The 18,117-nt window shown below is 64.2% G+C and carries 15 protein-coding genes and 1 tRNA gene; 5 read left to right on the top strand and 11 right to left on the bottom strand.

Features of this window, described 5'->3' with window-relative positions:
- Positions 1-231: 231 nt before the first annotated feature.
- A complete protein-coding gene (gene aroA / locus X771_RS144225; RefSeq protein ID WP_023671314.1) occupies positions 232-1,590 on the bottom strand; it encodes a 3-phosphoshikimate 1-carboxyvinyltransferase in 1,359 nt (452 codons plus the stop codon).
- A gap of 206 nt (positions 1,591-1,796) precedes the next feature.
- Between aroA and X771_RS144230 the strand changes: the two genes are divergently transcribed.
- The 3 genes from X771_RS144230 (at position 1,797) to X771_RS0134490 (ending at position 2,921) form a co-directional block, all read left to right on the top strand.
- Entirely contained in the window at positions 1,797-2,189 is a 393-nt protein-coding gene (locus tag X771_RS144230; RefSeq protein ID WP_023671313.1) for a TIGR02300 family protein, read from the top strand.
- Between the two features lie 173 nt (positions 2,190-2,362).
- Positions 2,363-2,438: transfer RNA gene (locus X771_RS144235), tRNA-Ala, on the top strand.
- Positions 2,439-2,585: 147 nt separating this feature from the next.
- Positions 2,586-2,921 carry a hypothetical protein gene (locus X771_RS0134490; RefSeq protein ID WP_245259937.1) on the top strand — a complete coding sequence of 112 codons (336 nt, stop codon included), beginning with the start codon at positions 2,586-2,588 and terminating at the stop codon, positions 2,919-2,921.
- 49 nt (positions 2,922-2,970) lie between these two features.
- Here the strand turns inward: X771_RS0134490 and X771_RS144240 are convergent, their stop codons facing one another.
- The 5 genes from X771_RS144240 to msuE are packed head-to-tail and all read right to left on the bottom strand — an operon-like array spanning position 2,971 to position 7,661.
- Positions 2,971-3,735: an ABC transporter ATP-binding protein gene (locus X771_RS144240; RefSeq protein ID WP_023671311.1), complete on the bottom strand. Its 765-nt coding sequence runs from the start codon at positions 3,733-3,735 to the stop codon at positions 2,971-2,973.
- Positions 3,736-3,759: 24 nt separating this feature from the next.
- Positions 3,760-4,758: an ABC transporter substrate-binding protein gene (locus X771_RS144245; RefSeq protein WP_023671310.1), complete on the bottom strand. Its 999-nt coding sequence runs from the start codon at positions 4,756-4,758 to the stop codon at positions 3,760-3,762.
- Positions 4,759-4,798: 40 nt separating this feature from the next.
- On the bottom strand, positions 4,799-5,647 hold the full coding sequence (locus X771_RS144250) for an ABC transporter permease (RefSeq protein WP_023683543.1): 849 nt from the start codon (positions 5,645-5,647) through the stop codon (positions 4,799-4,801).
- Positions 5,648-5,671: 24 nt separating this feature from the next.
- Positions 5,672-7,048: an LLM class flavin-dependent oxidoreductase gene (locus tag X771_RS144255; protein WP_023689214.1), complete on the bottom strand. Its 1,377-nt coding sequence runs from the start codon at positions 7,046-7,048 to the stop codon at positions 5,672-5,674.
- Between the two features lie 55 nt (positions 7,049-7,103).
- A complete protein-coding gene (msuE, locus tag X771_RS144260) occupies positions 7,104-7,661 on the bottom strand; it encodes an FMN reductase (protein WP_023689213.1) in 558 nt (185 codons plus the stop codon).
- Between the two features lie 340 nt (positions 7,662-8,001).
- Between msuE and X771_RS144265 the strand changes: the two genes are divergently transcribed.
- Positions 8,002-9,021 (top strand): LLM class flavin-dependent oxidoreductase, encoded by a 1,020-nt coding sequence (locus X771_RS144265; protein WP_023689211.1) that lies wholly within the window; start codon positions 8,002-8,004, stop codon positions 9,019-9,021.
- 81 nt (positions 9,022-9,102) lie between these two features.
- Here the strand turns inward: X771_RS144265 and X771_RS144270 are convergent, their stop codons facing one another.
- The 5 genes from X771_RS144270 to X771_RS144290 form a co-directional block, all read right to left on the bottom strand.
- Complete coding sequence (locus X771_RS144270; RefSeq protein ID WP_023689210.1) at positions 9,103-9,948, bottom strand: fumarylacetoacetate hydrolase family protein; 846 nt, start codon at positions 9,946-9,948, stop codon at positions 9,103-9,105.
- 146 nt (positions 9,949-10,094) lie between these two features.
- The gene (locus X771_RS144275; protein WP_023689209.1) at positions 10,095-10,826 is read right to left on the bottom strand and encodes an SDR family oxidoreductase; all 732 of its coding nucleotides are present in this window, start codon (positions 10,824-10,826) and stop codon (positions 10,095-10,097) included.
- Between the two features lie 292 nt (positions 10,827-11,118).
- The gene (locus X771_RS144280) at positions 11,119-13,491 is read right to left on the bottom strand and encodes an aldehyde dehydrogenase family protein (protein ID WP_023689208.1); all 2,373 of its coding nucleotides are present in this window, start codon (positions 13,489-13,491) and stop codon (positions 11,119-11,121) included.
- 225 nt (positions 13,492-13,716) lie between these two features.
- Complete coding sequence (gene deoC, locus X771_RS144285; RefSeq protein WP_023689207.1) at positions 13,717-14,766, bottom strand: deoxyribose-phosphate aldolase; 1,050 nt, start codon at positions 14,764-14,766, stop codon at positions 13,717-13,719.
- 218 nt (positions 14,767-14,984) lie between these two features.
- Positions 14,985-15,812: a ferredoxin--NADP reductase gene (locus X771_RS144290; RefSeq protein ID WP_023689206.1), complete on the bottom strand. Its 828-nt coding sequence runs from the start codon at positions 15,810-15,812 to the stop codon at positions 14,985-14,987.
- Between the two features lie 220 nt (positions 15,813-16,032).
- Between X771_RS144290 and X771_RS144295 the strand changes: the two genes are divergently transcribed.
- Entirely contained in the window at positions 16,033-18,117 is a 2,085-nt protein-coding gene (locus X771_RS144295) for a hydantoinase/oxoprolinase family protein (RefSeq protein WP_023689205.1), read from the top strand.

Here is an 18,117-nt window from a genome sequence, read left to right as displayed (position 1 = left end):
AACACGAAAGACAGACGCCGCGATCCTTCGCGCCCCCCTCTGTCCTGCCGGACATCTCCCCCTCCAGAGGGGAGATCAGAAGCTTCTGCGCCCCACTCTTTCCTGCAATTTCGAAAACTGGCGAAAGCCGCTGTGACGGCCGATCTCCCCCCTTGAGGGGGAGATGTCCGGCAGGACAGAGGGGGGCGCTGTCCCGCCGACATCTCTGCTTGCTTTGCGCTTGGCATCAACCTACCCGATCTCCGCACCGAGCCCCGTCATCAGACCCATGAACTCCGGGAAACTCGTCGCGATCATGGCGGCGTCGTCGATGGTCACCGGCTTTTCCGTTGCCAGCCCCATTACCAGGAAGCTCATGGCGATACGATGGTCGAGATGCGTCTGCACCGTCGTGTCCTGGCCATTGGGATGGCCGCCCAGCCCCTTGCCGCCGGGCTTTCCGCGCACCGCGAGCGAAGCTTCGCCTTCGGCGCAGTCGACGCCGTTGAGCTTCAGCCCATTGGCAACCGCTGCCAGTCGGTCGGATTCCTTCACCCGCAGCTCTTCCAGCCCCTGCATCAACGTCTCGCCCTCGGCGAAGCTCGCGGCAACCGCCAGCACCGGATATTCGTCGATCATAGACGGCGCCCGCTCGGGCGGCACGGTGACGCCCTTGAGCTCGGAGTAGCGCACGCGCAGATCGGCAACATCCTCGCCGCCGGCATTGCGCGGGTTCAAGATGTCGATCTGGCCGCCCATTTCCTGCAACGTTAGAAGCAGGCCGGTGCGGGTGGGGTTCATCAGCACGTTCTCGATGACGATGTCCGAACCCGGCACGATCAGTGCCGCGACCAGCGGGAAGCCGGCCGAGGAGGGGTCGCCGGGCACGGCGATGGTCTGCCCCGTCAATTTGCCCTGGCCCTCGATGAAGATGTGGCGCACGCCGCGCTCGTCGGTCTCGACCGAGAGATTGGCGCCAAATCCCCTAAGCATCTTTTCGGTATGATCGCGCGTCATCACCGGTTCGATCACGGTGGTGATGCCGGGCGTGTTGAGGCCTGCCAGCAGCACGGCCGACTTCACCTGCGCCGAGGCCATCGGCACGCGGTAGGTAATGGGTGCGGCGTGTTTCGGCCCATGCAGCGTGATCGGCATGCGGTCGCCCGGCGTCGCCTTCAGCACCTGCACGCCCATCTGGCGCAAGGGTTCGAGCACGCGGCCCATCGGCCGTCCCGACAGCGATGCGTCGCCGATGAAGGTCGTTTCCATGTCGTAAGTGCCGACGAGGCCCATTGTGAGGCGGGAGCCGGTACCGGCATTGCCGAAATCGAGCGGGCCTTCCGGCTGCAGCAGCGCGCCATTGCCGGTGCCGCGGATCACCCACTCGGCGCCGCGCTTCTCGATATGCGCGCCCATCGCCTTCATGGCGGCCGCCGTGCGCATCACATCCTCGCCTTCGAGCAGGCCGGTGACGCGGGTTTCGCCGGAGGCAAGGCCGCCGAACATCATGGAACGGTGCGAAATCGACTTGTCGCCCGGCACGCGAGCGGTGCCGGAAAGGGCGGATGATTTGCGGGCGGTGGCCGGCTTGGCAGCGGCGGCGTGAGACATGGAATTTCCCTGGACGGAATGCCGGCGCACCGGCGCTTTTCATTTGTTGCGGCGGTCTCGTATCACGGCGGGCACGAATGGTCATCCCCATGGTCGTCGCTTGGCGCGAGGCCTTTCAGTGCTTGGTTTTGTGACGCCGGCTTTTCGCTTTGACAGCGCGGTAAACTGTGGTTAAGGGGACCACTCTTTTACTGACGAGGCTTGACGTGGCAAAAAACGAACTTGGCACAAAGCGTGTCGACCCTGAAACGGGCCGAAAATTCTACGACCTGAACAAGGACCCTGTCGTCTCGCCCTATACGGGCAAGACGTATCCGCGTTCCTATTTCGAGGACGGCAAGATCGCCGCCCTCGAAGAGGAAGAGGAAGTGGCCGAGAAGGAAGTGGACGCCGAGGAAGAAGAAGGCGTTGAAGTCGTCTCGCTTGAAGAGGCCGACGAAGACGTCAAGGCCGGCGACGAGCTTCCCGACCTGGGCGACGACGAGGACGATGTCGATCTAGGCGACGATGAGGACGATACTTTCCTTGCCGACGAAGAGGAAGAAGACGACGATGTCGCCGACATGATCGGCGTCGGCGACGACGACGACGAAGTCTAAGAACGCTTCGAACGCATGCATTTAGCGGCGTTCACGGGCTATGACGAAAAAGCGGCCCTCGAAGGCTTGATCTTCAGGGAAGGCGGGGTTAGAAGCCGCCTGCACTAAACGGCGCGGTCCTGAAACCCGCGCCGGACCTCTCGCCGGCAACGGCGACGGCTGACTGCCGGAGTGGGGCCATAGCTCAGTTGGGAGAGCGCTTGAATGGCATTCAAGAGGTCGTCGGTTCGATCCCGATTGGCTCCACCAAACAGTCTCTTTCCGACGCTCGGTTTCGCGGCATTCATGCTTGTCGCCTGCCAGTCGGCGCCTGAACCATCATCGCCGCCCGCACCTCAGCCCATGGAGCCTGCCGCGATCTCTGCTCCTGATGGTGCGGCGGTCCTCGATCCATCCGTGCGGGTTATGCCGCCCGGCGAAGGCGTCCCGGCCAAATATGTCGCGTTTTCCGGCATATGGGGCGGACAGCTGGACGGGATGTATGACGGCAAGCTCGCCGTGCTGACGATTACGCGCGGCGGCAATGTCACCGCCACCTATGCCTGGGGCGATGTCGCCGACAACAAACCGGGCGTGGCCGATGGCGAAGGCAAGATTTTCGGCAACACGTTGAAACTGCGGCGCCTTCCCAATGGCGCGGACGTCAGCGCGGTCATTCAGGCGGACGGAACGCTGGCCGTCACCTATGGGCTTGCCGACCGAACCTATACGGGCACGTTCACCAAGCAATAATCGCGAGAGCTAATCTTCCGGGGGAGCCACGGCTGGCCCCTTCCCTTGATCAGTGCAATCCGAATTCGCGCAGCAATTCTTCACGGTAGCGCACGAAGCGGCTCTCGCTGCGCTCGCGCGGGCGTGGCAGGTCGATGTCGATCAACCGCGCCGCGCCGCCTTTCTCCTTGGGCAGGATCAGCACCCGGTCAGCCAGATAGATCGCCTCCTCCAGATCGTGGGTGACCATCACCATGGTGACGTTCTCCTCGCTCCAGATGCGCGCCAGTTCCTCCTGCATGCCGATCTTGGTCATGGCGTCCAGGGCCCCCAGCGGCTCGTCGAGCAGGAGGATCTCGGGCTGCACGGTGAGCGCCCGGGCGATGCCGACGCGCTGCGCCATGCCGCCGGAAAGCTGGCTCGGAAAAGCATCGGCGAATTCGGCAAGGCCGACCAGGGCGACGTAGAAGCGGGCGCGTTCCTCGGCCTGCCTCTTGGGAACACCGCGCACTTCGAGGCCGAACGCGACATTGCCGAGCACGCTCAGCCACGGCAGCAGCCGCGGTTCCTGGAAGATCACGGCACGCTCGGCGCCGACGCCATGCACCGGCTGGCCGTCGATCGCGACACCGCCGCTGTCGGCCGCCTCCAGCCCGGCCAGAATACGCAGCAGCGTGGTCTTGCCGGAGCCGCTGGCGCCGACGATGACCAGGCATTCCCCCGAACGAATGTCGAGGTTGAGCGTCCGCAGCACGGCAAGCTGGCGCCCGCCGAGGCTGAAGGATTTGGACAGGTCGCGGATCGAGACCTCTCCGCCACGGTTGGAACCGGCCATCTTGTCTCTCAGCTATTTCAAAGCTCAGTTGATCTTGGTTTCGCCGGGCCGGTACAGGATGTCGGCGGCTTTCAGCTTGCCCTTGGCCAGACGGCCGTCTCGCTCCAGCACGGCGACCCAGAAGTCGATGTCGCGATCGGTCGCCTGCGCACCTTCGCGCAGACCAAAGCCGGTCCAGTAGCGGGCGAGATCGCCGTTTTCGCCGCGCTTGTCGAGGATAGTGGCCAGCACCTTGCGGGCTTCGTCCGGGTTCTGGCGCGACCAGTCCGAGGCGCGCGCCGACTGTTCGACGAAGTTGCGCGCCGCATCCGGGTTGGCGGCAATGAAGTCGCGCCTGAGTACGACGAAGCCGCCGGCGAGTTCGCCGAGCACCTGGGTGTCGTCGAACACGCCGCGCACGCCGCCGTTGGCGACCAGCGCGCCGGCAAAGGTCGCCTGCCAGTAGCCGAGGCCGGCAATGTCGACCTGGCGCGAGCGCAGCGTCTGCTCAAGCTGCGGGCCGGGCACGACAATGAGGTTGGCGGCGGTCGGCGGCAGGCCGACGCTGTGCAGGGCCTCACGCACCGTATAGTCGAGATGAGCGCCGAGCGTGTTGACCGAGATGGTCTTGCCGGCAATGTCGGCGATCGATTTGATCGGGCTGTCTTCCAGCACGTAGAAGACGCTCTTCACATCCTTGTTGATGCCGTTGCTCGGATACGCCGCGACGAAGTCGTTGCCGCCGGAGATCGAGTTGATCACCGCTGCGGTGGCGGCCGAGCCGATGTCGACGCTGCCGGAAGACAGCGCAAACAGCGATTCCGGTCCACCCGAGGAATAGCCGACATTCTCCAGCTCGACGCCGAGCCCTTTGAAGTAGCCGAGCTCGTCGGCCAGCTCGTGCGGGGAGATGCTGCCACGGCTGGCGAGGTAGCGGAACTTGACGGCTGCGGCTTGCGCAAAGGCCAGGCGCGGCAGGCCGGCGGCGATGAGGCCGGCGGCAAGCGGCGCGCCGGCAAGCAGCGAACGGCGGGTGATTTTCATGATCGGGTCCTTGTGAGGTAAACGGTGAGGGGCGGACTGCTCAGTTGACAGGATTGCTCCAGCGACAGAGCCGCCGCTGCAGGGTGACCAACGCCTGGTTGGCGATCAGGCCAAGCCCGGCGAGGATGACGATTGCCGCAAACATCAGCGGGATCTGGAAATTGTACTGCGCGTTCATCACCTGGAAGCCGATGCCCTTGTTGGCACCGATCATCTCGGACGCGATCAGCAGCAGCAGCGCCGTGGTGGCGCTCAGCCGCAAGCCGACGAAGATCGACGGCACGGCGCCCGGCAGTACGACGCGGCGAAACACGGTGAGCCGGCTCGCACCATAGACGCGCGCCATTTCAAGCAGCTTGGGATCGACTTCCTTGACGCCGCTGGTGGTATTGAGCAGCAGCGGAAACAGCGTCGCCCAGAAGATGACGAAGATCTTCGAGGTCTCGCCAAGTCCCAAGAGCAGGATGAACACCGGGTAGAGCGCCAGTGCAGAGGTCTGCCGGAACACCTGCAGGATCGGATCGAGCGCGGTTTCGACCGGGCGCACCTGGCCCATGAACAGGCCGAGCGGAATGGCGACGGCCACGGCTGCGGCAAAGGCGATGCCGGCGCGCTGCAGGCTGATGGCGATGTCGCCGAGCAGGCTGCCGCCGGCAAGCCCCTTCCAGAGCGCTTCGACGATCATGTCGATCGGCGGCAGCACCGCCGCGTTGACCCATCCGACGCTGCTCGCCACCTGCCAGAGCGCCAGGAAGCCGGCAAGCACGCCGTAGCGCTTCAGGAAGCGAACAGCAGCCCGGCCGCCGAGGCGCAGAAAGTCGGTGCCGAGCCCGGTTTCGCCACCACTGCGGCGAACCGTGATTTGCCGATCGATGTGCTGCAACGTCATTGCTTCACCCCTTCGATGCCAAGGTCATTCGGCGGCAAGGACGGTCGAGCGGGCGACGGTCCATGGATTTTCCGGGCGCCTGAGACCGAGATTCTCGCGCAGCGTGCGGCCTTCGTAAGCCGTGCGGAACAGGCCGCGCCGCTGCAGCTCGGGAATGACCAGGTCGACGAAATCGTCGAGCGCGCCGGGCAGCCAGGGCGGCAGGATGTTGAAGCCGTCGGCCGCCTCGCTGGTGAACCATTCCTCCAGCTGATCGGCGACCTGCGTGACGCTGCCGACGATGGTGTAGTGGCCGCGCGCCGTCGCTACCCATTGGTAAAGCTGGCGGATGCTGAAATTGTGCTCGTCGGCAATCTGCCGGATCAGCGCCTGGCGGCTTTTCATGCCTTCGGTTTCCTTGCTCGGCGGCAACGGGCCGTCGAGCGGATAGCCCCTGATGTCGAGCGTCTGGCCGGCCAGCCCGTTGAGCAGGGCGACACCGTCCTCGGGCAGGATAAGGTCGTTAAGCTGTTGGTATTTGGCACGGGCCTCGTCCTCGGTGCGGCCGACGAAGGGCGCGACGCCCGGCATGATCAGCACCTGGTCGGGATCGCGGCCGACTTCAGCCACGCGCGCCTTGATATCGCGGTAGAATTCCTGCGCCGTCTCGAGCTTCTGATGGGCCGTGAAGATGACCTCGGCCGAGTGCGCGGCAAGCCCACGGCCGTCTTCCGACTGCCCCGCTTGTACGACAACCGGATGTCCTTGCACCGGGCGCGGCACGTTGAGCGGACCCTTGACGCTGAAATGCTCGCCCTTGTGGTCGATGTCGTGCAATCTGTCCTTGTCGTAGAAACGGCCCGACTGCTTGTCGCGGATGAAGGCGTCATCCTCCCAGCTGTCCCACAGCGCCTTGACCGTCTCGACATGCTCATGCGCCCTGGCATAGCGCTCGGCATGGCTGGGCTGGACGTCGCGGTTGAAATTGCGTGCCGTTTCGTCGCCGGCCGAGGTCACCACGTTCCAGCCGGCGCGGCCGTTCGACAACAGGTCGAGCGAAGCGAATTTGCGCGCCAGCGTGTAAGGCTCCTCATAAGTGGTGGACGCCGTTGCGATGAAGCCGAGATGCGTCGTCAGCGGCGCCAGCGCCGCAAACAGCGTCACCGGCTCGAAGCCGGCGATCTTGGCGTTGCCGCCCTCGCGGGCGCCGTGGCCGACGGTCAGGTTGTCGGCCAGGAAATAGGCGTCGAACAGGCCGCGCTCGGCGGTCAGCGCCAGCTTCTTGTGGAACTCGAAATTGGTGGCGCCGTCGGCCGGCGCATCGGGATGACGCCAGGCGGCGATATGCTGCCCGCCGCCGGGCAGGAAAGCGCCGAGCTTGATCTGCCGCGGCCTGCTATCGGACTTGCTGGCTCGAGTCATTGCAGGCGTCCTTCTGGTCTATGCGGGATGGAATATTGCGTCGCGGATCGTGGTTTCAGGCGGCAAGGACGACGCTGTAGGGCACGCCCGCCACCCGGCATGCCTCGGCGACCGCCTGCCGGGCTCGCGCCTTGACTGTCTCGGACACCAGCACGCCATCGGCAAAGTCCTTGTCCGAGGCGTAGATCGCGGTCGGCAGGGTCTGCGCCTCGAAGAAGCCGAACAACGGCCGCAACTGATGTTCGACGACAAGCGAATGACGCTCGCCGCCGCCTGTTGCCGCCAGGATGATCGGCTTGCCGCGCAGCGACGACGGGTCGAGCAGGTCGAAGAAGTGCTTGAACAGCCCGGTGTAGCTGCCCTTGAAGGTCGGGGAGCCGACCACCAGCACGTCGGCGCCGAGCAGCTGCTCGATAATACCGCGCGCCGCCGGATCGAGATCGCCAAGCTGTCTTGCAGGCGCAAAGGACGGGCCGAGATCCTCGATGTCGAAAACGCTCAAAGCCGAGCCGGCCCGGCTCGCCACCTCACCGGCGATGTGGCTGACGAATGCCTTCGTCTTGGACGGACGGGTCAGGTTGCCGGACAACCCCACCACCAGCTTTTTTGACATCCGAGGCTCCTTCTCGCAAACGCACTATCCGGATTAAGCCTACCGATTTTGTAGAATTAAATGAGCGAGAAGATTTCAAAACCGGGCTCTGAAGCGAATGGAGTTTGCGGTACATCGCCTTTGGTTGGTTCATTTGGCCCCAAAAGCGCCGCGGCAGATGCTGACGCGGTCGCGCAAGGCATCGCCGGGGACCATGGCCTTGGTCCTTTGCGCACCGATGGGTATCGTCGCGATACCGTCAAGGGCCGGCGGCATTGACACTGCGTTGTGTGAGTGTCGATTGAACCCAATCGCGTGGGCGACGAAGTAGGCAACTGCAATCAAAGAACAGGATACGCGCATGAAGAAGATCGGCTTTCTTTCCTTCGGCCATTGGTCGCCCTCGTTGCAATCGCAGACGCGCTCGGCGTCCGACGCGCTGCTGCAGTCGATCGACCTGGCCGTCGCCGCCGAGGAGCTGGGCGCGGACGGCGCCTATTTCCGCGTCCATCATTTTGCCCGCCAGCTCGCTTCGCCGTTTCCGCTTCTGGCCGCGGTCGGCGCCCGCACCAGCCGCATCGAGATCGGCACCGCCGTCATCGACATGCGCTATGAGAATCCGCTGTATATGGCCGAGGATGCGGGTGCTGCCGACCTGATCGCCGGTGGCCGGCTGCAGCTTGGCATCAGCCGCGGTTCGCCGGAGCAGGTGATCGACGGCTGGCGCTACTTCGGCTATGTGCCGCAGGACGGCAAAAGCGATGCCGACATGGCGCGCAATCATGCCGAGGTTTTCCTGAATGTGCTGCGCGGCGAAGGTTTCGCGCAACCTAATCCGCGGCCGATGTTCCCCAATCCTCCGGGAATGCTGCGGCTCGAGCCGTTCTCGGCCGGCCTGCGCGACCGGATCTGGTGGGGTGCCGCTACCAACGCGACCGCCGAATGGGCGGGCAAGCTCGGCATGAACCTGCAAAGTTCGACGCTGAAGTTCGATGAGGGCGGCCAGCCGCTCCACATCCAGCAGGCCGAACAGATCCGCGCTTATCGCGCGGCGTGGAAGGCGGCCGGCCACACACGCGAGCCGCGCGTGTCGGTCAGCCGCAGCATCTTTGCGCTGGTGAACGACCGCGACCGCGCCTATTTCGGCGGCGGCAGCAGCGAAGATCATTTCGGCTATATCGAGCCTGAGAAGCTTGCCGTCTTCGGCCGCTCCTATGCCGCGGAGCCCGATGTGCTGATCGATCAGCTGAAAGAGGACGAAGCGATCGCCGAGGCCGACACGCTGCTTCTGACCGTCCCCAACCAGCTTGGCGTCGAGTACAACGCCCACGTCATCGAGGCGATCCTGAAGCACGTCGCGCCGGCTCTGGGCTGGCGCTGACAAGAGGCGCCAGCCGCCCGGCAAACAAAGAGATAGACCGTTTCGCCGGCAAACGGTGAAACGCTCTAAGGGAAGAGGCGGCTAGGCATCCGCCTTGAAGGTCTGCTTCTGCTGGCCGAGCCCCTCGATGCCCAGTTCCACCACATCGCCGGGCTTCAGGAACACCGGCGGCTTCATGCCCAGCCCAACGCCGGGCGGGGTGCCGGTGGAGATGATGTCGCCAGGATGCAGCGACATGAACTGGCTGAGATAGGAAACGAGATAGGCGACGCCGTAGACCATGGTCCTGGTCGAGCCGTTCTGCATCGTCTTGCCGTTGACCGTCAGCCACATTTTGAGGTTCTGCGGATCGGCAACCTCGTCCTTGGTGACAAGCCACGGCCCGGTCGGACCGAACGTGTCGCAGCTCTTGCCCTTGGTCCACTGGCCCTGGCGCTCGGCCTGGAAGGCGCGCTCGGACACGTCATGGGCAACGGCATAGCCGGCGACATAATCCAGCGCCTCGGCTTCGCTGACGTATTTGGCTTTTCTGCCGATGACCACGGCGAGTTCAACCTCCCAGTCGGTCTTTTCCGAACCGCGCGGGATCAGCACATCATCGTCGGGGCCGACAATGGCCGAGCTCGCCTTCATGAAGATGATCGGCTCCGGCGGCACGGTGGCGCCGGTTTCGGCGGCATGGTCGGAATAATTCAGGCCGATGCAGATGAACTTGCCCGTGCCTGCGACGCAGGCGCCGAGGCGCGGCTTGCCGGAAACCGCCGGCAGCGAGTTCGGATCGAGCTTCGACAATGTCTCGAGCGACGCCGGATCGAGCGCCTTGCCGGCAATGTCGGTGACATGACCCGAAAGATCGCGGATCGTTCCATCCGCATCGAGCAGGCCGGGGCGTTCGCTCCCTATCTCGCCATAGCGCAGCAGTTTCATCTTGCTCTCCAAATTGTGGCCCAAGGCCGTTTTCAAAACTCGCTCCGCCAAGCGATGACTGGGCGGACTCTGGCTATCGGACCCGACCTGGGGCAAGCCGGACTTTAGAACTGTTCGAGCCTGGACCTGCGGATCAAGGCTATTGCTCAGATCGACCAGCCGCCGTCGATATTATAGGCCTGCCCTGAGGTGTACGTGGCACCGGCCAGATAAACCGCAAGATCGGCGATTTCCTCGGGCGTGCCGAGACGGCCCATCGGCTGGCGGGCAATGAAGGCTGCGCGGGCCGCGTCGTAATCGCCCTGCGCATGCATGCGGTCCTGCAGCGACGGGCTCTCGACGGTGCCGGGGCAGATGGCGTTGCAGCGAATGCCCTTGGCGACATAGTCCGCGGCAACCGCCTTGGTGAGACCGATCACGGCCGCCTTGGAGACGCCATAGGCGAAGCGGTTGGGCACGCCCTTGCCGGCGCCGGCGACGGACGACATGTTGATGATCGAGCCATCGCCGCGCTCCAGCATGCCGGGCAGTACCGCCCGAATGGTGCGGATCATGGCGCGGACATTGAGGTTGAAGGCGAAGTCGAGATCGGCATCCTTCATCTCGAGGATGGACCCGGAATGAACGAAGCCGGCGCAGTTGAACAGCACGTCGACGCGGCCGATTTCGGCGAAGCCCGACGTGACGGCATCATCGTTGAGGACGTCGAGCTTGCGGGTCTTGATGCCGGAGGTCTTGGCGAGTTCGGCCAGCAGCGCCTCGTTGATGTCGGTGGCGTGCACGACGGCGCCTGCCTTGGCGAAGGCCAATGCGCTCGCCCTGCCGATGCCTTGCGCCGCCGCCGTGACGACAACGACCTTGCCTGCCAGATCCGCCATGCGTTTCTCCTCGCCCTCTTTGGCCACTTCTCGGCCCGATTTAATGCCGGCTGACCGGGGCGTCCTGTGACAGACAGGCGCGACTATGCGGCCTGCACAATCCATCAGTCCAAAATAACAAATGTTTTTTCTGGTTAAAGAACACACGTTCGGGCGTCAAGCCCGAACGCGATCACCTTCGCGACGGCCGATGTAATGCACATCGCTTGCTCTGATGCAACAACATGTATGACAACCGGGCAACGAGTCACGTTGCCATGGTTCGCTCAAGCACAGCGCGTTTCAGGCGGCATTAGTCGCCGTATGGCACCCAGACGTTCTTCACTTCGACGGCGCGGCGCAGCAGGGCATCGCCGGCGGCCTCGTCGGACGCCCAGTCGAGGCTGCGGCCGTTGCCGGTCCAGACGCGCTTGAGATTGCCGATGGAATCGGCCTCCGCCTTGGCGCAAGTGTCGGCATCGGCAAACAGCCAGAGCCCGTCGACATCGTCATGCTTGGCCAGCACGCCGGCAAGCTCCGCCGTGCGGCCGGTGACGATGTTGATGGCGCCGGCCGGAACGTCGGAATATTCGATCACCTGGTAGAGATCGGTGGCGAGCAGCGGGTATTTTTCCGACGGCACGGCGACCACGGTGTTGCCCATGGCAAGCGCAGGCGCCATCAGCGAGATGAACCCGAGCAGCGGCGCGCTGTCCTGGGCGACGATGCCGACGACGCCGACCGGCTCGTGCAGCGCCAGCGTGACGGCGCGGGCCGGCGGCTGATGCACCCTGCCCTCGAATTTGTCGGCAAGGCCGGCATAGAGGAAGAGCCGCTCGATGGACTGTTCTACTTCCTCCCGCGCGGCCTTGGCGTTTGCGCCGGTCAGTTCGGTGAGGCGGGCGGCGAACTCGCCGGTGCGGCCGGACAGATTTTCGGCGAGGTAGTAGAGCACCTGGGAACGGTTGTAGGCGGTCGCTTCCGGCCAGGCCTTGCAGGCGCGGGCGGCGGCAACGGCGTCGCGGATGTCCTTGCGGCTGCCGAGACCGACTTCGCCAGCTAGCTTGCCCTTGGCGGTGGCGACGGCGAGCGAGTAGTTGCCGTCAGGCCGAACCTGCTTGCCGCCGATGAAAAGCTTTGCCGTGCGGTCGATGGCGCCGCCGTCAGATTGCTCGACCGGTTGCGCCGATGACGTCGCCGGCTTGATCACCGGGCCGAGCGGCAGCTTTGCAGAGAGATATTCGAACATGCCCTCCCGGCCGCCTTCGCGGCCAAAGCCGCTTTCGCGATAGCCGCCGAAGCCGCAGGAGGCGTCGAACATGTTGGTGCCGTTGACCCAGACGACGCCGGCCTTCAGCTGCGGCGCGACATGCAGCGCGAGATTGATGTTTTCGCTCCACACCGAGGCTGCCAGCCCATAGCGCGTGTTGTTGGCAAGCTCGATCGCTTCCTCGGTGTTGCGGAAGGTCATGGTGGCCAGAACCGGGCCGAACACCTCTTCCTGCGCCAATATATTTGCCGGCGAAACACCGGTGGCGAGCGTCGGCAGGTGGTAGTAGCCGGAAGACGGCAGCACCGCGTCGGGCTGCCAGCAGACGGCGCCCTGTCTGGCGCCTTCGGCGACCAGACCCTTGACGCGGTCGAGCTGTGTGGCGTCGACCAGCGGTCCGATATCGGTGTTCTTGTCGAGCGGGCTGCCGACGCGAAGCCGGCTCATCCTGACCTTGACCTTTGCGATCAACGCGTCGGCAATGCCTTCCTGCACCAGAAGCCGCGAGCCTGCGCAGCAGACCTGGCCCTGGTTGAACCAGATGCCGTCGACCAGTCCTTCGACGGCGCTGTCGAGATCGGCGTCCTCGAAGACGATGAAGGCCGATTTGCCGCCAAGCTCCAATGACAGCTTCTTGCCCGATCCAGCCGTGGCTTTCCTGATGATCTTGCCGACCTCCGAAGAGCCGGTGAAGGCGATCTTCTGGATGCCGGGATGGTTGACGATGGCGACGCCCGCTTCCGGCCCGCCCTGGACGATGTTGACGACGCCCTTGGGCACGCCGGCACGCTCGCAGATCTCGGCAAACAGGATGGCGGTGAGCGGCGTGAACTCGGCCGGCTTCAGCACCACCGTGCAGCCGGCGGCGAGCGCCGGCGCAATCTTCCAGGCCAGCATCAGCAGCGGGAAATTCCATGGGATGATCTGGCCGACGACGCCGACACCCTTGTGGCCTGGGAAATCCTTGTCCAGCGCCTGTGCCCAGCCGGCATGATGGATGAAATGGCGGATGGCCAGCGGCACGTCGATGTCGCGGCTTTCGCGGATCGGCTTGCCGTTGTCGATGGATTCCAACACCGCGAACAGGCGCTGATGACGCTGCATCGCGCGGCCAATGGCGTAAAGCACTTTTGCGCGCTGGTAGCCCGAGGATGCCGACCATTTCGGTAAGGCCCTTGTGGCTGCGGCGACGGCTGCGTCGATATCGGCGGCGCCGGCATCGGAGATCTTGGCCAGCAGCTTGCCGGATGAGGGTTCGCTGGTCTCGAAGGTCTTGCCGCCGCCTGCTGCCTTCCAGCCGCCGTCGATGAACAGCGCCTTGCCGAAATCGCGTCCGGCAAGCCAGGCATCGGCCTCGGTGCGGGCTTCCGGCGCCGGGCCGTATTCCATGGCGTGATAGCGTTCGAGAATGTTCATGACGCGCTCCAGATAATCGTCTTGGCAGGCGCTCTGTGGCGCCCCCCTCTGTCCTGCCGGACATCTCCCCCACAAGGAGGGAGATTAGCCTTCGCGCCTGTCGGCTCTGAAACGTCGACAATTGGCGAAATCGTCGACGTTAGCCAATCTCCCCCCAAGTGGGGGAGATGTCCGGCAGGACAGAGGGAGGCGCGAAGGAACTCGACGTTCAAGGCCTTCTCCGCCTCACGCCATCGCGTGGCGGTGATTGGCCGAATAATGCCCGGTCAGATGGTGCTCGAGCTGGCGCTCGATGTCGGTGAGCAGGCTCGAGGCGCCGAAGCGGAACAGGTCTGGCTCCAGCCAGGGCCGGCCGAGCTCCTCCTTCATCAGCACCAGCCAGTCGAGCGAGGCCTTGGCGGTAGAGATGCCGCCGGCCGGCTTGAAGCCGATGAGAAAGCCGGTCTCCTCGAAATAGGCTCGGATGGCGCGCACCATGGCAAGGCCGACGGGCAGCGTGGCGTTGACGCTTTCCTTGCCGGTCGAGGTCTTGATGAAATCGGCGCCCGCCATCATCGCCACCATCGAGGCCAGCATGACATTGCGCAGCGTGGCGAGGTCGCCGGTGCCGAGGATAACCTTGAGATGCGCATCGCCGCAGGCTTCGCGCATCGAGACGATCTCGTTGTAGAGCTCCTGCCACTTGGCGCCGAAGACCAGGCCGCGCGGGATGACGACGTCGATCTCGTCCGCGCCGTCGCGCACCGATGCCTCGATCTCCTGCAGGCGGGTCGACAGCGGCGCAAGGCCGTGCGGGAAAGCGGTGGAGACGGCGGCGACATGGATGCCGGTGCCGCGCACGGCATCAACAGCCGTCGCGACGAATGGATGATAGACGCAGACCGCCGCCGGGCGGATTTTTTCGCCCTCGATGCCAAGCCCCTCGACGATGTCGCGGCGGAACGGGTTGATCGCCTTGGCGCACAGGCGGCGGACGCGCTCTTCGGTGTCGTTGGAATTCAGCGTCGTCAAATCCATGCAGGAGACGGCGCGCAGCAGCCATGCCGCCTGGTTGTCGGCCTTGATCGAACGACGCTTGGTCAGGCTGGCGACGCGGCGCTCCAGCGCCGAGCGATTGACCGAGCGCACCGATTCCATGAAGCCGAGATCGAGCCGCATGCCGGTGTTGCGGGCGATGCCATGCGATTGCGGAACGGGCGTGTTGGCTGCGGCACGCGCCGGCAGCGGCGTGACCTTGGACCCGCCGAGATCGGCTTCGCGGATTGTGCTGCTCATCTCCTGCCCTTTCGCTCGACGATTTTACGTCGTGGTGCGTGTCGTTGCTCCCGGACCGCACGGCGGCTTTAGGCGACGCACACCGAAGATAGCCCGTGAAGCATCGCTTCACGAGTCCTTCAAGCGGTCATAGCGGAAAAAGGCGGCGAAAGCAGCTGAATTTTGACCGCATGGTCAAAATTCCAATCGAGAAGCAGGCGCCGAGGCGCCTGCTGATGTCAGCCGACGAAAGCGCGCTCGACGACGAAGGTCGAGGGATGGCTGAGCGAGCCCTCATGGAAGCCGAGGCTTTCGGCCATTTCCTTGACGTCCTTCAGCATATGCATCGAGCCGCAGATCATGATGCGATCCGTCTCCGGATTGAGCTTCTCGATGCCGAGGTCGTCGTAGAATTTGCCGGAGCCGATCAGCGCGGTGATGCGGCCCATGCGCGCCGACTCTTCGCGGGTCGTCGAATTGTAGAGGGTGACGCGGCCGCCGGTCAGTTCGCCGATCAGGGGATCGTTCTCGAGCGCGGCCACCAGTTCCTGGCCATAGGTCAGTTCGGCATTGTCGCGGCAGGTGTGGGTCAGGATGACCTGATTGAATTTTTCGTAGGTATCGGGGTCGCGCAGAAGGCTGGCGAAGGGCGCGATGCCGGTGCCGGTCGAGATCATGAACAGGCGCTTTGCCGGGGTCAGCGCGTCGACAACCAGCGTGCCGGTCGACTTCTGGCGCATGATGACGGTGTCGCCGACCTGGATCTTCTGCAGTTCGGAGGTCAGCGGACCATCCGGCACCTTGATCGAGAAGAATTCCAGCTCCTCGTCCCAGGCCGGGCTGGCGACCGAATAGGCGCGGTACACCGGCTTTTCGGCATTGGGCAGACCGATCATGACGAACTCGCCGGAGCGGAAGCGCAGCGAATGCGGACGGGTGATGCGGAACGAGAACAGGCGGTCGGTGTAATGCTTCACCGAGACGACGGTTTCGGCATAGACATTGGCCGGAATCGGAAACTGCAGCGGACGGGCGCCGGCTGTGTTGAGTGCGGATGTGGTGTTCATCAAATCCAACTCTGTCTTGCCCACGCCTGTGCGGGCGCCAAACCGTTTCCTGCGCGCCCAGACCATTCAGGTCCCGGCGAGCCGTTCACACACTCCAAAGCAGTGAGCTCTTGTGTCCCAAATTTATTAGTATACAAACGATATTTGTGTCAAGATACCACGCTAAAACAGCTTTCCAAACTGCGGCATATTCGTAGTTCCGCCATTTCGGATTTCGACAATGAAAGAGAATTTTTCGGTGCAACAACCGGATTCCCTGGGTCACGTCGTTGCCGGCATCGATGTTGGCGGAACCTTCACCGACCTCATTTTGATCGACGGAAATGACGGCGGAAAGGTGCATATCGCCAAGACGCCGACGACGGTCGACAATCAGGCGTTCGGCGTGGTTTCAGCGCTCGGCGCCACCGGCTTTGCCATAGACGGCATCGACCTCATCGTGCATGGCACGACCACCACCACCAATGCGGTTCTGGAACGCCGGCTGGCGAAAACCGGCATGATCACCACGCGCGGTTTTCGCGACGTGATCGAGTTGGGACGGCGCACACGGCCGCAGCCCTATGGCATGACCGGCACCTTCGTTCCGATCATCCCGCGCGATCTCCGGCTCGAAGTCTCGGAGCGCGTCGAAGCATCCGGCGCGGTGCGCACCCCGCTCGATGAGACCGAGATGCGCGACGCCGTGAAGACGCTGATCGTGGCCGGCTGCGAGTCCCTGGTCATCCATTTCCTGCATTCCTACGCCAACCCTTCGCATGAGCGGCGCGCGGCCGAAATCGCCGCCGAGCTTTGGCCGAACGGCTACATCACGACTGGCCATGCGCTGCTGTCGGAAGCCCGCGAATTCGAGCGCGGCGTGACCGCCGCGGTGAACGCCTCGGTGCAGCCGATCCTCGAGCGTTATGTCGAGCGGCTGCGCAAGGAATTGGCTGCCAAGGGCTATGCCCGCGACTTCCTGATCATGAACGGCAATGGCGGCATGATCTCGGCCCGCTTCGTCACGCGCGAGTCGGCCAAGACCGTGATGTCAGGCCCGGCTTCGGGTGTCATCGCGGCCGCCTATACGGGCAGGCGCGCCGGCTTTGAAAACCTCGTCACCTACGACATGGGCGGCACCTCGACCGATGTGGCGCTGATCCGCAACGCCGAGCCGGCGGTCTCCAACGAGATCGAGATCGAATATGCGATGCCGATCCACGTGCCGATGGTGGCGGTGCATACGGTCGGTGCCGGCGGCGGCTCCATCGCCCGGGTCGATGCGGCCGGGCTGATCCAGATCGGCCCGGAAAGTGCCGGCGCCAATCCCGGCCCGATCTGCTACGGTCGTGGTGGAGCCGAGCCGACCATCACCGACGCCAATCTGGTGCTGGGCCGGCTGGCGCCGAAGAAGCTGCTGGCGGTCGAAAATCCGGTCACCGTCGAGCGGGTCACCGGGATCTTCGAAGACAGAATAGGCAAGGCCGCCGGCCTCTCCGGCGTCGAAGCGGCGGGCGCGGTGCTGCGCCTCGGCAACATGAAGATGGCCGGCGCCATCCGCATGGTCTCGGTGTCGCGCGGCCATGATCCGCGCGATTTCGCGCTGTTCGCCTTCGGTGGCGCCGGGCCGCTGCATGCCTCCGCCCTGGCGCGCGAACTCGGCCTGCCCCGTGTGCTGGTGCCGGCGCGTCCGGGCATCACCAATGCGCTCGGCTGCGTCGTGGCCGATCTGCGTCACGACTTCGTCAACACGATCAACCAGCCGGTCGCCGTGCTCGATGAAGCCAGGCTTCGCGAGGTGCTGGAACGTCACCGCGGGGAAGGCGAGGAACTGATCGGCAAGGAAGCGGTGAAGCCGGAAACGATCCGCGTCACGCACTCTGCCGACATGCAGTTTGTCGGCCAGACCCACATCATCAACGTGCCGTTGCCGTCTTCATCGGTGACAAGGCAGGAGTTGCAGGCGCTGTTCGAAAAAGCCTATTTTGCCCGCTTCAAGGTCGAGTTGCCGGAGATCCGCGCCAATCTGGTCAACCTCAACACGTCGGTGACGGGCGTGCGGCCGGCAATCGACCTGTCACGGCTGATCGACCCGGCCGGACGTACAAAGACGCTAGACGAGGCGCTGCGGGAAACAAGGCCTGTCTGGTACGCAGGACGCTGGCACCATACGCCGATATACGCACGCGAAAAGCTGCCGCCCGATGCCGTCATCGAAGGGCCGGCGATCCTCGAACAGATGGATGCGACCACCGTGCTCGAACCCGGCGACCGCGCAAGATCGGACGCCGACGGCAACATCATCATCGATATCGGCGAGGCCTGA

Source organism: Mesorhizobium sp. LSJC269B00 (assembly GCF_000502815.1).
Lineage (GTDB): Bacteria > Pseudomonadota > Alphaproteobacteria > Rhizobiales > Rhizobiaceae > Mesorhizobium.
This window is presented reverse-complemented; position numbering and strand designations above follow the sequence as displayed.